Origin of the sequence: Marinobacter sp. G11 (genome assembly GCF_021282325.1) — a bacterium.
Classification (GTDB): Bacteria; Pseudomonadota; Gammaproteobacteria; order Pseudomonadales; family Oleiphilaceae; genus Marinobacter; species Marinobacter vinifirmus.
Genome location: NZ_JAJSPB010000015.1, coordinates 77,336 through 95,046, shown reverse-complemented (window position 1 = coordinate 95,046; position 17,711 = coordinate 77,336). Strand labels below are relative to the sequence as shown.

Genomic DNA, 17,711 nt, shown 5'->3' with positions numbered 1-17,711 from the left:
GGGGTCGCCATCGCGCCAGGTTGCTTCAATCACACCACCACCGAGACAGACTTCGCCCTGGTAGAACACTACAGACTGCCCAGGGGTCACCGCACGCTGGGCATCGTCAAAGACCACCTTCACGCCTCCATCGATGATCGTGACTTCGCAGTCCTGGTCCGGCTGGCGGTAACGGGTTTTGGCCTTGCACCGGAACTGCTGCGCCGGCGGTTCGCCTGCGACCCAGTCGATGGGGCCGGAGACCAGGCCCCGGGAAAACAGCAGCGGGTGGTTCTTGCCCTGAACGGCGATCAGCACGTTGCGGGACAGGTCTTTTTCTGCCACGTACCAGGGTTCATCGCCAAACTCCGCCAGGCCGCCAATGCCCAGACCCTGGCGCTGGCCAATGGTGTGGTACATCAGTCCCTGGTGCTTGCCGATCACCTTGCCGTCCGGCGTTTCAATGTTGCCGGGCTGGGCCGGCAGGTATTGCTTCAGGAAGTCGGTGAACTTGCGCTCGCCGATGAAGCAGATACCGGTGGAATCTTTCTTGTCGTGGGTTACAAAACCCTGGGCTTCGGCAATGCGGCGAACTTCCGGCTTTTCCAGTTCGCCCACCGGGAACAGGGTGCGGGCGATGCGGTCGCCGGAGACGGCGTGCAGGAAGTAGCTCTGGTCTTTGTTCGGATCCAGTCCCTTCAGCAGTTGCGCTTTGCCACTGCCATCGTTGAGGGGGCGCTGGCGGGTGTAGTGGCCGGTGGCAATGTAGTCGGCGCCCAGGGTGACGGCGTAATCCAGGAAAGCGCGGAATTTTACTTCCTTGTTGCACAGGATGTCCGGGTTCGGGGTGCGCCCGGCGCTGTATTCGGACAGGAAATGCTCGAACACCCGGTCCCAGTATTCGGCGGCAAAGCTGGCGGTGTGCAGCTTGATACCGATGGCATCGGCCACCGCCTGGGCATCGGCCAGGTCTGTCATGGCAGTGCAGTACTCGGTGCCGTCGTCTTCATCCCAGTTCTTCATGAACAGGCCTTCCACCTGGTAGCCCTGGTCTTTCAGCAACCAGGCAGCTACGGAGGAGTCCACGCCGCCGGACATGCCGACGATCACGCGGGTGTTCTGGGGAGTCTTGGGTTCTGCAGTCTGGGTCATTGGTTTTCCGGGTTACCGCTGAAAAGGGGCGATTTTACCATCTTGTGGCGGTTACGTCTGTCCGTCGACCACCACTTCAAGGGGGAATCGCCGGCCGTTTCGGTAATCCTCGATGCACTGCAGCACCAGCGGGCTGCGCAGCCGGGTGCCCAGGTTGCGGATTTCGTCCAGGGTAAGCCAGTGCGGGGCGATAATGCCGGTATCCAGCTCGGTGGTGATTTGCCTGACGGCTTTGGCGGCGTAACAGAAGCGGTAGTAGGTAACGCCGTTGGCCGGGGCCTTGTAGGTGTAAACGCCAAGGAAGGACTCCGGCTCAACCTGCCAGCCGGTTTCTTCCAGTGCTTCGCGCCGGACTGCATCCAGAATGGCTTCGCCTTCCTCGATATGCCCGGCAGGCTGGTTGAAAACGACCTTGCCGTGGCTTTCCTCTTCAACCAGCAGAAAGCGGCCCTGTTCGTCTTCGGCCACAACGGCCACGGTGGCATGGGGTTTCCAGGTCATTTTCGGCTTGGCCTCCTGTTGGTAGTGCGGCGCCCGGGCCTGGCCCTGCGCGGGTTTTGTTTGCCGGCCGGCGGAGTGTCTGGCAAGTGAATGGTTTCAAGGCGGAAATGGCCGGGTTTCAGGCCGTCCAGTGTCCAGTCCCCTATCCGGTAGCGGATCAGTCTCAGGGTAGGGTAGCCCACGGCGGCTGTCATGCGCCGCACCTGCCGGTTACGGCCTTCGGTAATGGTGAGTTCCAGCCAGCTGGTGGGGATGGATTCACGGTAACGCACCGGAGGTACCCGGGCCCAGACATCCGGTTCTGCCATCCGCCTGGCGCTGGCGGGGCGGGTCAGGCCGTCTTTCAGTTCGACACCGCTGCACAGTTGTGCGATTGCATCGTCGGAGATCTCCCCTTCAATCTGGACCCAGTAGGTTTTCGGCATTTTGTTGGTGGGGGAGGCAATCCGGTGCTGCAGCGCGCCGTGGTTGGTCAGCAGCAACAGGCCTTCGGAGTCATAGTCCAGCCGGCCGGCGGGGTAGAAACCGGGCTTTTTAATCCATTGGGCAAGGGTTGCGCGGGGTTGTCCGGCGCGGTCATCGGTGAACTGGCTCAGCACCTGGAAAGGTTTGTTGAACAGAATCAGCTCGGCCATGCACGGTTCCTGTTGGTAATACGGAGGAGTGGCAAGCCTAAAGGATTCGGAATTCCGGAAAAAGCACAAAAAAACACGGCCTGCCGGCTACCCGGCAGGAATCGGGGAAATAATCGCCGCGACTGTCTCAGCCGTTAACAGCTCTCGGAGGATACCCCGAGTGGCCTGACAGCCCGCTATCCGGGGACTCGCCGCCTTGCCTGGACTCCTGGCCCGGTTCCCGCTTTGCTGGCGCTTCATCGGGTACGATGTTGATGGCGTGAACGCCTTTTTCGACCGGCTTTTTGTCGAAGGTGACCGACTGGCCCGCCTTCAGGGTTTTATAACCCTCCATCTGTACCGAAGAAAAATGGGCGAACAGATCGTCACTGCAGCCGTCTTCGATAATAAAGCCGTATCCCTTGGCGTTGTTGAACCATTTGACTTTGCCTTTTGGCATGATGAACTCCCTTGTTCCCTGTCTGTCTTATTATTGGATTGAGCGTTGTGCGTGTGTTGCTTCTGGTTACATAAGTCTTGTGTTTATTTACATTGTTTTACAATGCAGGTTAACTCTCTGCCAATCCGGCGTCTGAGTCAAGAGTTCTGACGGGGTGAATGAGTGGTTGAAGCAGGTCTGGAAGCTGTATCATGTCCGTATTGATAAATAACGCACGCTTGCTCCGCTTCCGGCTTGAAAAGCCGCAGTCGGGCAACCACATTTAGTCAGGAAACCGAATAACCGGTAAACAGAACCATGCGGACAATTAAGAATTCTCTACTAGTATTCAATCAGGGGGAGGACGAACAGCCAGGGCGCCATGAGGGGGTCAGTGTTGCGCCTGAAAAGCCTGCCCTGAAGCGCCCGGCCCGATTCAGGGTGGTGCTCCTGAACGACGATTACACACCCATGGACTTCGTGGTGGAAGTATTGATGAAGTTCTTCGGAATGAATGAGGAAAAGGCGACGCAGGTGATGCTGCTCGTCCATACGCAGGGAAAAGCCGTATGTGGGGTATATACCCGTGACATCGCAGAAACAAAGGCGGCACAGGTGAATCAGTATTCTTCGGAATGTGAGCATCCGCTCCTTTGTGAGATTGAACGTGCTGACTGATAGACGGCGGGGTGGCCCATGCTGAGCAAAGATCTTGAAATTACGCTGAATACGGCCTTCAAAAATGCCCGGGACAAGCGTCATGAGTTTATGACCGTGGAGCATTTGTTGTTGGCCCTTCTCGACAACGAATCGGCGGTGGGCGTTCTCAAAGCCTGTGGTGCAGACCTCCAGCGGCTCGAGGAAGAGCTGGTCGAATTCGTGGATTCAACCACACCTCTGATACCGAGCACCGACAGCGAACGCGAAACCCAGCCGACACTGGGCTTCCAGCGTGTGCTGCAGCGGGCGGTATTCCATGTGCAGTCTTCCGGCAAGAAAGAAGTCACCGGCGCCAACGTACTGGTGGCGATTTTCAGTGAGCAGGAAAGCCAGGCGGTGTACGTGCTGAAGAAGCAGAACATTGCCCGGATCGATGTGGTCAACTTTGTCTCCCACGGAATTTCCCGGGTACAGGGTGCAGAAGACCAGGACGGTTTGGATCATTCCGCCCACGAAGAAGCCGGAGAAGAAGGCAGCCAGTCCAGCCCGCTGGACAGCTACGCAACCAACCTGAATGAACAGGCACGGCAGGGCCGGATCGACCCGTTGATCGGCCGCGAGCACGAAGTGGAGCGGGTGGTGCAAATCCTGGTGCGCCGTCGCAAGAACAACCCCTTGCTGGTGGGCGAGGCCGGTGTCGGTAAAACCGCCATCGCCGAGGGCCTGGCCAAGCGCATTGTTGACGGCCAGGTGCCGGATATCATCTCCGATGCGGTGGTGTATTCCCTCGATATGGGCGCGTTGCTGGCCGGTACCAAGTACCGCGGTGATTTCGAAAAGCGCCTGAAGGGCCTGCTAAGCGACCTGAAAAAACAGGATCATGCCATCCTGTTTATCGACGAGATCCACACCATCATCGGTGCCGGTTCGGCATCCGGCGGTGTGATGGATGCCTCGAACCTGCTCAAGCCGATGCTCAGTTCCGGCGAACTGCGCTGCATTGGTTCGACAACGTTCCAGGAGTTCCGGGGAATCTTCGAGAAAGACAGCGCCCTGGCCCGTCGCTTCCAGAAAATCGATGTGAACGAGCCGAGTGTTGAAGATACCTACCAGATTCTCAAAGGCCTGAAGCCGAATTTCGAGAAACACCACGACCTGACCTACACCGACCAGGCCTTGCGCGTGGCTGCAGAGCTGGCAGACCGGTATATCACCGATCGCCACCTGCCGGACAAGGCCATTGACGTGATCGACGAAGCCGGGGCCCGGCAGCGGCTGCAGCCGGAAGACAAGCGCAAGAAGACCATCGAAGTTTCGGATATCGAAGACGTGGTGGCGAACATTGCGCGCATTCCGCCGAAGAACGTTTCCACCAGCGACAAAGACCTGCTGCGTAACCTGGAGCGGGATCTGAAAATGGTGGTGTTCGGGCAGGATCCGGCCATCGAATCCCTGGCTACGGCCATCAAGCTGGCCCGCGCCGGCCTGAAAGCACCTGAGAAGCCGGAAGGTGCCTTCCTGTTTGCCGGTCCGACCGGTGTTGGTAAGACGGAAGTGACCAAGCAGCTGGCCAAGGTTCTGGGCATCGAACTGGTTCGCTTCGATATGTCCGAATACATGGAGCGCCATACCGTATCGCGGTTGATCGGCGCGCCTCCGGGCTATGTCGGTTACGACCAGGGCGGCCTGCTGACCGAGGCGGTCAACAAGCATCCGCACTGTGTGTTGCTGCTGGATGAAATCGAGAAGGCGCACCCCGAGGTGTTCAACCTGCTGCTGCAGGTGATGGACCACGGTACCCTGACCGATAACAACGGCCGCAAGGCGGATTTCCGCCACGTGATCCTGGTGATGACCACCAACGCCGGCGCCGAGAGCATGGCTCGCCGTTCCATCGGCTTCAGCGAACAGGATCACAGCACCGACGGTATGGAAGTGATCAGCAAGACCTTCACGCCGGAGTTCCGTAACCGCCTGGATGGCATTATCCAGTTTGCTGACCTGCAGAAGGCCACCATTACCCATGTGGTGGACAAGTTCCTCACCGAGTTGCAGGCGCAACTGGATGAGAAACACGTGGTGTTGCATGTGGATGAGGCTGCCAAGGTGTGGCTGGCCGAGAAGGGTTACGATGTGACCATGGGCGCACGCCCGATGGCGCGTCTGATCCAGGACAAGATCAAGCGGCCACTGGCCGAGCAGATCCTGTTCGGAAGCCTGGCAGAGAAGGGTGGGGATGTGTTCATCCACCTGAAAGGCGACGAGCTGGTGTTCGAGTACGAGAACGAACCGGCAGAAGCCCTCTGAAGCAACAAAAAAGCCCCGCATTTGCGGGGCTTTTCAGATGTCACTCGAGCAGGTTAACGGGCGCGGTATACGATGCGGCCCTTGCTCAGGTCATAGGGAGTCAGCTCAACCTTGACCTTGTCTCCGGTCAGGATGCGGATGTAGTTCTTGCGCATTTTTCCTGAGATGTGGGCAGTCACAACGTGGCCGTTGGACAGCTCAACGCGGAACATGGTGTTGGGAAGGGTGTCGATAATAACGCCTTCCATTTCAATGACATCTGATTTCGCCATTCAGTAGAAACCTCGTTCGGAATGCTTTTCGGTGATTTTAAATTGCGCAATTCTGCCTGAATTCTTGCCGTTTGGCAAAAGTCAGTCTGATTGCAGTTCTCGCCAGTGCCCGTCGCGCAGCGCTTCGATGGGTTTGAAACGGGTTTTGTAGTTCATTTTACGGCATTCCCGGATCCAGTAACCCAGGTACAGATGGGGCAAGCCCCGGCGCCGGGCTTCTTCAATCTGCCAGAGCACGGCAAAGGTGCCCAGGCTCCGGTCTTCCAGTTCCGGAGCAAAAATGGTGTAGATGGCGGACAAGCCGTCATCCAGCAGGTCGACCGCCGCCAGGCCGGCCAGTTCGTCTCCCAGGGAAATTTCCAGGAACCAGGAGTCGGTGGCGCCGTCTACCAGGAACGATGTGAACTGCTCCCTAGAGGGAGGGTACATGTCGCCATCGCGGTGGCGCTCTTCAATGTAGTGGGCGTACAGCCGGTAATAACGTTCGCTGAACGCGGCGGGCACCATGCGGCACGACAAGTCTTCATTCTTGCGCAAAACACGGCGCTGGTTACGGTCCGGCTGGAACTGATCTACCTTCAGGCGTACCGGCACGCAGGCATTGCAATGTTCACAATGGGGGCGGTAATAGTGGGAGCCACTGCGCCGGAACCCCAGTGCCGTCAGTTGGCTGTAGAGTTTCTTGTCGACGTTGGCCCTCGGGTCCACAAACATCGTGGTGGCTTCGCGATCCGGCAGGTAACTGCAGTCGTGGGGCGGCGTTGCGAAGAAGACCAGCGTTCTGAGATTGCTCATTCATTCCTCCGGCCCGGGCCAGCGCCAGTTGAAGGCCCAGTCTTCCTTTTCCGGTTTTTGATCCACGTACTTCCCGAGTATAGATAAAAACTCGTCCCTGGGAATAGTGCTCGCACCCATGCTGAGCAGATGGTCGCTCTCGACCTGGCAGTCCATCAGTCTGTAACCCCATTGTGCCAGCTGACGGGCCAGGTGCACCATCAAAACCTTGGAAGCATTGGTTTCCAGGGAAAACATGGATTCACCGAAGAAGCAACGCCCCAGGGCAATGCCGTACATGCCCCCGGCCAGCTCACCCTTGCGGTTCCAGACTTCGATGGAGTGTGCGGTGCCGTGCCGGTGCAGGTCGGTATAGGCCTGGATCATGTCGTCGGTAATCCAGGTGCCTTCGGCGCGGGTGGTGGCACACAACCGGATAATGCGGCTGAAGCATCGGTCTGCGGTAACCTCGAACCGGTGCTGGTTCAGGGTGCGGCGCAGGCTGCGGGATACGTGGACTTCGTCCGGAAACAGGACGCAACGGGGATTGGGGGACCACCAGAGAATGGGCTGGTCGTCACTGAACCAGGGGAAGATGCCGTTCCGGTAAGCCAGCAGGAGCCGGCTCCGGGACAGGTCGCCACCCGCGGCGAGAAGACCGTCCGGATCGTCCAGTGCTTCGTCGGCCGGAGGGAACCAAAGTTCCTCCGGCTTCAGCCAGGGTAGAGAGGTCATTCCGTGATGGCCGTTTTAGTCCTGCTGGTCCAGGAATTTCTCGGCATCCAGGGCGGCCATGCAGCCGAAACCGGCGGAGGTAACAGCTTGGCGGTAAACGTGGTCCGCTACATCGCCGGCGGCGAATACGCCCGGAATGCTGGTCTGGGTGGCCATGCCGTTCAGGCCGGACTGGATACGCAGATAGCCGTTGTCCATGTCGAGCTGGCCTTCGAACAGGCTGGTGTTCGGCTTGTGGCCGATGGCGATGAATACGCCGGCCAGGTCGATGTCCCGGGTGCTGCCGTCTTCGGTGCTCTTGATGCGCATGCCGGTTACGCCGGTACCGTCGCCCAGTACTTCATCCAGGGTGTGGTTCCAGACGATCTTCACGTTGCCGTTCTCGGCCTTTTCGAACAGCTTGTCCTGCAGGATTTTCTCAGAGCGGAGCTTGTCGCGGCGATGTACCAGGGTGACTTCATCGGCAATGTTCGACAGGTACAGGGCTTCTTCAACGGCGGTGTTGCCACCACCGATCACAGCGACTTTCTGCTTGCGGTAGAAGAAACCATCGCAGGTAGCGCAGGCTGATACGCCCTGGCCCTTGAACTTCTCTTCGGATTCCAGGCCCAGGTACATGGCGGAGGCGCCGGTGGCGATGATCAGGGCGTCGCAGGTGTACTCGCCGCTGTCGCCCTTGAGGCGGAACGGGCGATTCTGCAGGTCCGCTTCGTTGATGGTGTCGTACACGATGCTGGTTTCGAAGCGCTCTGCGTGCTTCTGCATGCGCTGCATCAGTTCAGGGCCCTGAACGCCGTCGTTGTCGCCCGGCCAGTTGTCCACGTCTGTGGTGGTGGTGAGCTGTCCACCCACTTCAATGCCGGTAATCAGGGTCGGGTTCAGGTTGGCGCGGGCGGCATAGACTGCTGCGGTGTAACCTGCGGGGCCGGAACCAAGAATGATCAGTCGGGAGTGCTGTGTTTCGCTCATGGGAATCTCGCTGGTATGTGATATGTAATCTGGATGTATGAGGCCGGAGCCGGATTATTCAAGTACCGAGACCGTGGTCAGCAGCTGTCGCACCCGCTCTTTGCTCTTGCCGGATTCGCCCTGCTCAAGCCGGTGCTCGGCCACGGAGGGGAACACTGCCTGGACGTCGTCTGGCAGCACGTGGTCACGCCCCGCCATCAGGGCCCAGGCCTTGGCGGCCCTCAACAGCCCGAGGCCGGCTCGCGGCGACAGGCCGTAGACCAGGCCTGGCATGCGCCGGCTTTGTTCAAGCAGTCGCTGCAGGTAGTCCAGCAGGGCAGGGCTGGCGCTGACTTTTTCGACGGCGGCCTGAGCCGCTTCCAGCTCCGGCTGGGGCAGTATGGCCTGCAGCCGCCCGGTGATGGCGCGGCGGTCTTCGCCTTCCAGTAACTCCCGTTCCGCTTTCGGGTCCGGATAGCCCAGTTGCAGGCGCATCAGAAAACGGTCGAGCTGGGATTCCGGCAGCGGAAAGGTGCCGCCCTGTTCAATGGGGTTCTGGGTGGCAATCACAAAGAACGGAGAGGGCAGTGGCCGGGTTTCGCCTTCAATGGATACCTGGCGCTCTTCCATCGCTTCCAGCAGGGCACTCTGGGTGCGGGGCGAGGCCCGGTTGATTTCGTCTGCCAGTACCACCTGGGCAAAGATCGGGCCCGGGTGAAACACCAGGCTGCCGGCCTCCCGGTCGTACATCGAATAACCCAGAACGTCCGCGGGTAGCAGGTCGTTGGTGAACTGGATGCGTTGATAGCTCAGCCCCATGATCTTCGCCAGCGCGTGGGACAGTGTAGTCTTGCCCATGCCCGGTATGTCTTCGATCAGCAGGTGGCCGCGGGCCAGCAGGCCACACAGGGCCAGGCGGATCTGGTTGTCTTTGCCCAGCAGAATCTTGTTGAGCTCGGCAACCACGCTGTCCATTTTCTGTTTCATGCAGGCCTCAGTCCCGTACCCGTTTGAGAATGTCGTCGTAGGCATCAATGCGCCGATCCCGAAGATACGGCCAGATACGCCTGACGGATTCAGTCCGGTCGCGGTCCAGCGTGGCGGTCAGAATACATTCGCTTTCATCGTCGGCCCGGGCCAGGAATTCGCCCTGGGGCCCGCAGATAAAACTGTTGCCCCAGAAGCGGATGCCGTCGCCCTGGCCAGACGGGTCGGGTTCAGTGCCCACCCGGTTGGGGGCAATCACCGGCAGGTTGTTAGCCACCGCATGGCCCCGCTGAACGGTCACCCAGGCTTCCAGCTGGCGGGCCTGTTCGTCGGCTTCGTCGGTAATGTCCCAGCCGATGGCCGTGGGATAGATCAGGATTTCCGCGCCGGCCAGCGCCATCAGGCGGGCGGCTTCCGGGTACCACTGGTCCCAGCACACCAATACCCCGAGCTTGCCGACGGAGGTATTGATCGGGGTAAAGCCGCTGTCGCCATTGTTGAAGCGGGCGTCGCCCGGGGTGAAATAGAACTTTTCGTAGAAGCCCGGGTCGTCCGGGATGTGCATTTTCCGGTAGATCCCGGCCAGGCTGCCGTCGGTATCAAACACTACCGAGGTGTTGTGATACACCCCGTTCATCCGGCGCTCGAAGATAGAGCCTACCAGCACAATGCCGAGCTCCCTGGCCAGCTCCGACAGGCGGTTGCTGGTGGGGCCGGGAATGGGTTCGGCGAGTTCGAAAACGGCGGTGTCTTCGGTCTGGCAAAAATACAGGGTGGCGTGCAGCTCCTGCAGTACCACCAGTTGCGCCCCCCCGGTGGCGGCTTCCCGCACCAGTTTTTCGGAGGTTGCCAGGCTGGCGGCTTTGTCGTTACTGCACTTTTGCTGGATAGCAGCGATTTTCAGCTGGCTCATAGGGAAACGACTCCGGCAGGAATCTGCATGGTGACACAGTGCAGGCTGCCATGCTGGTGGATCAGTGGACGGCAGTTAACGGGAATGATTTCCCGCTCCGGGAAGATCTCACCCATGATGCGAATGGCTTCCGGATCTTGCGGCACATCGTAGACCGGCAAAAGAACTGCATCGTTGATAATCAGGAAGTTGGCATAGGTGGCCGGCAGGCGCTCGCCCTCTTCGTCATAGATGGCATCGGGCCAGGGCAGGGCAGTCAGCTTGTAGGGGCTGCCATCCTGCTGGCGGAACTCCTGCAGTTCCTCTTCCATGGCGGCCAGGGCGCTGTAGTGTTCGTCTGCCACATCCGGACAGGTGACATAACAGATGTGGTCCGGGGCGCAGAAGCGGGCGAGGGTGTCGATGTGGCTGTCGGTGTCGTCGCCGGCCAGGTAGCCGTGGTTGAGCCACAATATGCGGTCTGCGCCCAGCAACTCGGAGAGCCGATGTTCGATGTCTGAGCGATCAAGGTCCGGGTTGCGGGTGGGGGTCAGCAGGCATTCGCTGGTGGCCAGGATGGTGCCCTGGCCGTCAGACTCAATGGAGCCGCCTTCCAGGACAAAATCCACCGCTTGCATCGGTGTCTTGCCGAATACGCCTGCATTGGCCAGGTGTCGGTTGAGGGCGTTGTCTTTCTCCCAGGGGAATTTTCCGCCCCAGGCGTTGAAGCTGAAATCCAGAAGCGTGGCGCTGTCAGCATCGGTAACGGTAATGGGGCCGTGGTCCCGTGCCCAGGTGTCATTGGCCGGGGCCGGTACGGCCACAACGCGGCCGGGGAGGTTGTTGTCTTCAGCGTACTGGTTCAGTTCCTGACCCAGCTTTTGCAGCCCGGCCACAAACTCACAACTGATTACCAAATGTTCAAAGCGCAGTACCGCTTTGGCAATGTCGAGGAAGACCTGTTCTGCATCTGCCATCATCCGGGCCCAGTCGGTTCCGGGGTGAGGCCAGGTCAACATTACTGCGCTCTGGGGAGCCCATTCCGCAGGCAACACTCGTCTGGAAGTCACTGTTATCTGCCACCTTGGTTCGCAAAAAGCAGTCATTCTATCTGACCGCTAAGGCAACGTCAGGACATGGGCAATGAAAATCCGGTGTATTGCCCCCGACCGGTTATTTGCGGCGCTTCATGACCGCATGGATAACCCGGTCGTGCTCCAGATACACCACGAAATCCTGGTAGTGCCACTGGGTAATCGGTGGCTGGCCAACCGGGCCCCGAATCTCCATAGGGGCACCCCAACGGCCCTGCACGGAATCGCCGGTCATGCCGTTGGCCGGCAGTTTGACAAGGCTGCGGTCGGCCTGGCTGCCAACCGGGATGGTCAGTTGCTCTGCATGGGCCTGGGGCAGGGCTGCAACCGCAACTGCTGCGGCCATGGTAAACGCAGCGATCAGGTTCCGTTTGTTGTTCATAGATGGCTCTCCACTGATGCCGGAATGCTGTGGTGTGTCCACGGAATGTGTATAAAACGTAATATCCCGAAAATATTAGCAAAAGTCAGTATATTTTCGAGAGTTTATCCGGTTTGCCCCCGTGTTTTCAGTCATTGGATCACATCGGGGGCAAATTTGGGGGCAGCCTGCCGGCCATGGTGCGGCGGGTGGTGCGGTTGCAACGCATTTTGATCCAAGGCGATAATGCGCGCCGGCATCTACCCCTCTGAAAGTGGCGACAGGCACCTCCTAATGTTCAGACCCTTATCATTTTATATAGGCCTGCGATACACGGCCGCCAAACGGCGCAATCACTTTATTTCCTTTATTTCCCTGACCTCCATGATCGGCCTTATGCTGGGTGTGGCGGTGCTGATTATTGTGTTGTCGGTGATGAACGGCTTCGACCGGGAGCTCAAGCAGAGAATTCTGGGCATGGTGCCCCACGCGACCATTCAGGGCGCCAATGGCCCGCTGGAAGACTGGCAGCAGATTGACCAGCTGGTGCAGGAACATCCCAGGGTGCTGGCGGCTGCGCCGTTTATCCAGGGGCAGGGCATGGTGACCGGTGGCGGCAATGTGCGCGGGGTGATGCTCAGCGGTGTTCTGCCGGAAGAAGAAGCCTCGGTTTCGATCATCGAGAACCACTTTATCGAAGGTGGGCTGGACGATCTCAAATCCGGTGAATTCGGCATCATTATCGGCCGGTTGATGGCCAACAGTCTGCGGTTGGCGATTGGCGACAAGCTGACGGTGGTGTTGCCCGAAGCGTCGGTGACTCCGGCCGGTGTGTTGCCCAGGCTCAAACGCTTCACCGTGAAGGGTATTTTCAGTGTCGGCGCAGAACTCGATGGAAACTACGCCCTGATCCACATGGACGATGCTGCGCGACTGATGCGCACCGGTGGCAAGGCGGAAGGTGTGCGCTTGCTGGTGGATGATCTGTTTGCCGCGCCCCGGGTGGTTAACCAGGTGGCCCAGGAGCTGGGTGGCCGCTATTACGTATCCGACTGGACCCGCACCCACGGCAACCTGTTCCAGGCTATCCGCATGGAAAAAACCATGATCGGCTTGTTGCTGATGTTCATTGTGGCGGTGGCTGCGTTCAATATTGTATCCACCCTGGTGATGGTGGTAACGGATAAGACGGCCGACATCGCCATTCTGCGCACCATGGGGGCCACCCCGGGCCGGATCATGCGCATTTTCATTATCCAGGGGGCGGTAATCGGCGTGTTCGGTACGCTGGTCGGCACCACCCTGGGTGTGCTGGGCGCACTCAACATCAGCGGCATTATTGCCTGGCTGGAAAGCGCCATGGGGCACCAGTTCCTGAGTGCGGATGTGTACTTCATCAGCTATCTGCCATCGCAGTTGCAGTGGCAGGATGTGTTTATTATCAGCGGTGCCGGCCTTGCCATGAGCCTGCTGGCAACGATTTACCCGGCCTGGCGTGCATCGCGGGTCGAACCGGCGGAGGCTTTGCGCTATGAGTAATGTCACAGCGAACGAGGCAGGCAAGCCTCTGGTGATCGACTGCCGGCAGGTAACCCGAACCTACAGTGAGGGCCCGGAGAAGCTCACGATTTTCTCTGACATCTCGCTGGAGGTGACGCCCGGAGAAACCGTTGCCATTGTCGGTAGCAGCGGTGCAGGCAAGACTACCCTGCTGAACCTGCTGGGCGGGCTGGACAAGCCCTCGTCCGGCCAGATCGAGATTTGTGGCCAGAACATTCACAAACTCTCGGAAGCCGGCCGGGCCCGCTTCCGTAATCGCCATCTGGGGTTCGTGTATCAGTTTCATCACCTGTTACCAGAATTCTCCGCACTGGAGAATGTGATGCTGCCCTGTGTGTTGGGTGGCTTGTCGCCGGCCCAGGCCCTTCCGAAAGCCGAAGCGCTTCTCGGGCGTGTGGGCCTGGCTGAGCGGCTTCGTCATAAGCCGGGTGAACTGTCAGGCGGAGAGCGCCAGCGCGTGGCCATTGCCCGTGCCCTGGTGAACGAGCCGGATTGCGTGTTGATGGACGAGCCTACCGGTAACCTGGACCAGCACACCGGTGAGGGGGTTCGGGCTTTGATCGAGGAGCTGCGTGATCAGTCCGGCATCGCGTTCATCATGGTGACACACGATATGACCATGGCCCGGAGTCTGGGGCGGGTGTTGCGCCTGGAACAGGGCCGGCTGGTTCAGGAAGTCTGATTACCAGGGGCGCGGCCAGCGCGCCTGGCTATGCGTCGCTGGCGCCAGTCGGTGCGGATTTTTCGCCGCCACAGATACTGGATGCCCAGATAGGCGAGGCAGGCACAGAGGGTGGCGATGATCAGTGACCCCAGGTACAGCGGAATGCCGATGTCCACCAGGCGGTGGCTGATCCAGTGCCAGGTAAGTTCGAATTCAAAGTCGAGCACCGGGCGATCCAGCAGCCAGGCCCCGAGTTTGTAGTTGAAATAGAACATGGGTGGCATGGTCAGCGGGTTGCTGATCCACACCAGTGCCACCGACAAGGGCAGGTTAGCGTTGATCCAGATGGCACAGAAGGCCGCGGCCAGCATCTGGAAGGGCATAGGAATAAAACAGAACCAGACGCCGACCAGGAACGCCCGTGCTACGCAATGCCGGTTGATGTGCCACAGGTTGGGTTCATGGAGGATATCGCCCAGAAAGTGCAGCGAACGCATGGCGCGCACTCTCTCGGGGCTGGGCAAATACCGTTTCATGAACTTCTTCGGCATTGGAAGTTCGGCCTGTTGCGTTGCAGTGAAACACCACTGACAAACGGAAATTGTCAGCTTTTACCAGAGGAGGACAGGGAGTGTCCGGGCAAGTTTATAACGGCTGTGAGCGCATAAAACCGGCGCTGGCCGCATCCTGCATGGTCGCCTTCTCTAGCGGCGTTATCTTACTGTATTGGCTGACAGTCTTACCACCTTATACATGGTTGTTTGTGCTTACCTTCATGGTTGGTGCCGTCGCGTTTTGGGGTCGGGGCAGCCGGTTCTCCAGTCTCTGTTTATTGGTTTGTTTCGGGCTGCTGGGCCTGCTCTGGGCCACCTGGCATGCCGATGGGCGCCTGGCGGAGCGGTTGCCCCAGGGGCTTGAGGGCGAGCAGGTGACAGTCTCCGGTCATCTGTGCAGCCTTCCTCAACCGGGCAGCTTTGGCAGTCTCCGTTTCAATCTCTGTGTCGAGCGCTGGCACGAACCTGCGACGGTGCCCGAAGGCACCCGCTTGCCGGAAACCCTGCGGCTGGCCTGGTACGGGCGTGACGGTAAAGACCTGCCTGACCACCGGCTGCGCCTGGAAGTCGTCCTCAAACGCCCCCACGGCAACCTGAACCAGGCCGGCTTTCGTTACGAGGACTGGCTGTTCCGGAACGGCTTCCGAGCCACGGGCAGCGTCAAAAGTGTTGCCCCGGAGCCCGGGCTTGCCTGTCGCTGGCACTGCGAATACCGGGCCTGGCACCGGTCGGTGGCGGCTGTGGTGGAAGACTGGTTTGGTGAGGCACAACAGTTTCCCCTGATTGCATCGCTGTTGATCGGTAACCGCGGGCATTTGGAAAACGCCCATTGGGATACCCTGAAAGCCACCGGCACCATTCACCTGGTGGCTATTTCCGGCCTGCATCTGGGCTTGGTGGCGGTAGCAGTGGGGCTGCTCGGGCGCCGGCTGTTGTTGCTGGTGCCATCGGGGTGGGTGTCCGTTCATCAAGGCCGGGTGGCGGTGTTTGCATTGGTGATGCTGTGCAGCCTGGCCTATGCCCTGCTGGCGGGGTTTACGGTGCCTACCCGCCGGGCCCTGATCATGGTGGTTGTGGGTGGCTGGTATCTGTTGATGGCCCGGGAAGCCAGTGCCTGGCAACCCTTTGTGGCGGCGCTGTTCCTGGTGTTACTGCTGGATCCATTTGCGCCGCTGGATCAGGGCTTCTGGCTTTCCTTTGGTGCGGTGGCGGTATTGTTGCTGGTGTTTGCCGGCAGGGTGGCGGCTCCGGGCTGGCTGAAAGGCCTGGTGCTCGCGCAGTTTGCGGTGTTCGCCGGTTTGTGGCCGGTTCTGTCGCACTTCGGTCTGGGCCAGCCGGTGGCTGGATTGCTGGCCAACCTGTTGGCCATTCCCTGGGTGTCCCTGGTGGTGATGCCGGTGTTGTTTGTGGGTGCGTTGCTGTCGGCGCTGTCCGGCGGCGGGTTGTCGGGCTTCGCGATGGTGCTGATGGACGGGGCACTGGCATTGCTCTGGGGCTGGCTTGAGTGGGTCCAGGTTCTGGACTGGCCTGTGCCCGGAGGAGGCAAGGTTGCGCAGTCCGGCTTGCTGGCATTGGTGGTGGTTGTCATGATCCGGCTGCCGGTGCCCGGGTTCCGGCCCGCGGCATTCGCCGCCATCGCCTTATGGAGTCTTGCGGCGCTGTACCATCGCGACCCGGTGAACTCGTCAGTGGCGGTTCCGGAAATTCGCATCCTGGATGTGGGGCAGGGGCTGTCAGTTCTGATCCGGGTGGATGACAAGGTGCTGCTCTATGACACCGGCCCGGAGGTGAAAGGCGTGTTTTCTGCGGCCGATTCGGTGTTGATACCGGAGCTTAGCGCCCGGGGTGTCCGGCGGATAGACCACCTTGTGCTGAGCCATGCCGATAACGACCATTCCGGCGGCTTGCCTGTGTTGCTCGATACCTTCGATGTGGTGCGGATATCCAGCGGTGAAGCCGGGGAGTTATCCGGGAGTTTGGACGGCCTGCGCCTTGTGCATGACTGCCCGGCAGTCGCCGAGCACTGGGGAGACCTGGAGCTGGCATTCTGGCAAGCGCCGGATGCAACGGAGGGTAACGATGCATCCTGTGTGCTCCGGGTAAGCCATGGGCTGTCGGATACCGAGATCTGGCTGACCGGTGATATCAGCGACGGGGTAGAAGCCCGGATGCTGGCGGACCCGGAACTGGACTGGTTCCATCGGCGGCCGGCCCACCGCCTGGTGCTGGCACCCCATCATGGCAGCAAAACCTCGTCGTCAGAAAGCTGGGTGGAAACTCTGCGGCCCGACCAGGTCATCTACACCGCCGGATATCGCCATCGCTTCGGGCACCCCCATCCGGAGGTGACGGCCCGCTATCGACAGGCTGGAGCCCGGGCGTTGAATACAGCCTGTTCCGGTCAGGTTGCCATTACCTTGCCGGCGACAGGCCCGGAAATCGAAGAAATCCGCCATTCCGCACCCTTCTGGGTAGCCGCTCCGGGCCTGGCCCGTGACCAATGTAATATACCGTGACATTCCGGGTGTGGCCTGCACCGGCAGCTATGCTAAAGTAGCGCGGCTTGTAATTAATCAGGGAGATCAAGCGTGTTCGAGCTGTTGAAAGCCGGTGGCATCCTGATGGTGCCTATTGTTGCCTGTTCCATTCTGGCCCTTGCCATCGTTCTGGAGCGATTCTGGTCTTTGCGTGCTTCCCGCGTAGCGCCGCCTCAATCGATCAATGAGCTCTGGCGCTGGATCAAGAAAAAAGAGCTTAACGGTCGCAAGCTCAAAGCCCTGCAGGGCTCCTCTCCGCTGGGCCGGGTTCTGGCCGGTGGTCTGATCAATGCTAAGCATGGCCGTGAGGTCATGAAAGAAAGCATCGAACACGAAGCCAGCCAGGTTATCCACGAGCTGGAACGGTTCCTGAACCCGCTGGGAACCATTGCCACCATTACCCCGCTGCTGGGTCTGTTGGGGACGGTTATCGGTATGATCAAGGTATTCGCCGAGATCCAGCTGGCCGGTGTCGGTAACGCAGGCAACCTCGCAGGCGGTATTTCCGAAGCCCTGATCACCACGGCTGCAGGCCTGAGCGTTGCCATTCCGGCGCTGATCTGCCATCGCTATTTTATCCGCCGCGTTGACGAGCTGGTGGTTAACATGGAACAGGAAGCCATAAAGCTGGTGGAAGTGGTTCATGGTGACCGTGAAATCGACGTGGAAGGAGCCTGAACA

The 17,711-nt window shown here is 59.7% G+C and carries 19 protein-coding genes; 6 read left to right on the top strand and 13 right to left on the bottom strand.

Features of this window, described 5'->3' with window-relative positions:
* The 4 genes from mnmA to LWH94_RS19420 form a co-directional block, all read right to left on the bottom strand.
* Positions 1-1,131: tRNA 2-thiouridine(34) synthase MnmA (gene mnmA, locus LWH94_RS11345; protein ID WP_232902281.1), on the bottom strand; the 1,131-nt coding region annotated here is incomplete at its 3' end.
* A gap of 51 nt (positions 1,132-1,182) precedes the next feature.
* Positions 1,183-1,632 carry an NUDIX hydrolase gene (locus LWH94_RS11340; RefSeq protein WP_199455982.1) on the bottom strand — a complete coding sequence of 150 codons (450 nt, stop codon included), beginning with the start codon at positions 1,630-1,632 and terminating at the stop codon, positions 1,183-1,185.
* A complete protein-coding gene (locus LWH94_RS11335; protein WP_022987991.1) occupies positions 1,629-2,267 on the bottom strand; it encodes a pseudouridine synthase in 639 nt (212 codons plus the stop codon). The genes LWH94_RS11340 and LWH94_RS11335 overlap by 4 nt, the downstream gene beginning before the upstream one ends.
* 127 nt (positions 2,268-2,394) lie before the next feature.
* A complete protein-coding gene (locus LWH94_RS19420) occupies positions 2,395-2,706 on the bottom strand; it encodes a cold shock domain-containing protein (protein WP_058340033.1) in 312 nt (103 codons plus the stop codon).
* A 297-nt stretch (positions 2,707-3,003) separates the two neighbouring features.
* Between LWH94_RS19420 and clpS the strand changes: the two genes are divergently transcribed.
* A complete protein-coding gene (gene clpS, locus LWH94_RS11325; protein WP_022987989.1) occupies positions 3,004-3,363 on the top strand; it encodes an ATP-dependent Clp protease adapter ClpS in 360 nt (119 codons plus the stop codon).
* 18 nt (positions 3,364-3,381) lie between these two features.
* The gene (gene clpA, locus LWH94_RS11320) at positions 3,382-5,652 is read left to right on the top strand and encodes an ATP-dependent Clp protease ATP-binding subunit ClpA (RefSeq protein ID WP_199455984.1); all 2,271 of its coding nucleotides are present in this window, start codon (positions 3,382-3,384) and stop codon (positions 5,650-5,652) included.
* Positions 5,653-5,705: 53 nt separating this feature from the next.
* Here the strand turns inward: clpA and infA are convergent, their stop codons facing one another.
* The 8 genes from infA to LWH94_RS11280 form a co-directional block, all read right to left on the bottom strand.
* Positions 5,706-5,924 carry a translation initiation factor IF-1 gene (gene infA / locus LWH94_RS11315; protein ID WP_014421226.1) on the bottom strand — a complete coding sequence of 73 codons (219 nt, stop codon included), beginning with the start codon at positions 5,922-5,924 and terminating at the stop codon, positions 5,706-5,708.
* An 81-nt stretch (positions 5,925-6,005) separates the two neighbouring features.
* Positions 6,006-6,719, bottom strand: a complete 714-nt coding sequence (locus tag LWH94_RS11310) for an arginyltransferase (protein WP_232902280.1) — start codon at positions 6,717-6,719, stop codon at positions 6,006-6,008.
* Positions 6,720-7,433, bottom strand: a complete 714-nt coding sequence (gene aat / locus LWH94_RS11305; protein ID WP_058340031.1) for a leucyl/phenylalanyl-tRNA--protein transferase — start codon at positions 7,431-7,433, stop codon at positions 6,720-6,722. It abuts the gene before it with no gap.
* Positions 7,434-7,448: 15 nt separating this feature from the next.
* Entirely contained in the window at positions 7,449-8,402 is a 954-nt protein-coding gene (gene trxB, locus LWH94_RS11300) for a thioredoxin-disulfide reductase (RefSeq protein WP_058340030.1), read from the bottom strand.
* Positions 8,403-8,456: 54 nt separating this feature from the next.
* Complete coding sequence (locus tag LWH94_RS11295; protein WP_022989142.1) at positions 8,457-9,368, bottom strand: AAA family ATPase; 912 nt, start codon at positions 9,366-9,368, stop codon at positions 8,457-8,459.
* Positions 9,369-9,375: 7 nt separating this feature from the next.
* A complete protein-coding gene (locus LWH94_RS11290; RefSeq protein WP_094624184.1) occupies positions 9,376-10,281 on the bottom strand; it encodes a carbon-nitrogen hydrolase in 906 nt (301 codons plus the stop codon).
* Complete coding sequence (locus LWH94_RS11285) at positions 10,278-11,330, bottom strand: agmatine deiminase family protein (RefSeq protein ID WP_332875489.1); 1,053 nt, start codon at positions 11,328-11,330, stop codon at positions 10,278-10,280. The genes LWH94_RS11290 and LWH94_RS11285 overlap by 4 nt, the downstream gene beginning before the upstream one ends.
* A gap of 103 nt (positions 11,331-11,433) precedes the next feature.
* Positions 11,434-11,736, bottom strand: a complete 303-nt coding sequence (locus tag LWH94_RS11280) for a hypothetical protein (RefSeq protein ID WP_232902278.1) — start codon at positions 11,734-11,736, stop codon at positions 11,434-11,436.
* A 273-nt stretch (positions 11,737-12,009) separates the two neighbouring features.
* Between LWH94_RS11280 and LWH94_RS11275 the strand changes: the two genes are divergently transcribed.
* Positions 12,010-13,254 carry a lipoprotein-releasing ABC transporter permease subunit gene (locus LWH94_RS11275; RefSeq protein ID WP_199455989.1) on the top strand — a complete coding sequence of 415 codons (1,245 nt, stop codon included), beginning with the start codon at positions 12,010-12,012 and terminating at the stop codon, positions 13,252-13,254.
* Positions 13,247-13,957: an ABC transporter ATP-binding protein gene (locus LWH94_RS11270; protein WP_232902277.1), complete on the top strand. Its 711-nt coding sequence runs from the start codon at positions 13,247-13,249 to the stop codon at positions 13,955-13,957. Before LWH94_RS11275 ends, LWH94_RS11270 begins: the two co-directional genes overlap by 8 nt.
* Here the strand turns inward: LWH94_RS11270 and LWH94_RS11265 are convergent.
* Positions 13,945-14,490: a DUF2062 domain-containing protein gene (locus LWH94_RS11265; protein WP_058340024.1), complete on the bottom strand. Its 546-nt coding sequence runs from the start codon at positions 14,488-14,490 to the stop codon at positions 13,945-13,947. The two genes, LWH94_RS11270 and LWH94_RS11265, sit on opposite strands and share 13 nt — an antisense overlap.
* A 140-nt stretch (positions 14,491-14,630) precedes the next feature.
* Here LWH94_RS11265 and LWH94_RS11260 point away from each other — a divergent pair, with 140 nt between their 5' ends.
* Positions 14,631-17,009, top strand: coding sequence for a DNA internalization-related competence protein ComEC/Rec2 (locus tag LWH94_RS11260; RefSeq protein WP_269802572.1), 2,379 nt, complete (start codon positions 14,631-14,633; stop codon positions 17,007-17,009).
* 72 nt (positions 17,010-17,081) lie between these two features.
* On the top strand, positions 17,082-17,708 hold the full coding sequence (locus tag LWH94_RS11255; protein WP_022989133.1) for a MotA/TolQ/ExbB proton channel family protein: 627 nt from the start codon (positions 17,082-17,084) through the stop codon (positions 17,706-17,708).
* The last annotated feature ends 3 nt before the right edge of the window (positions 17,709-17,711 follow it).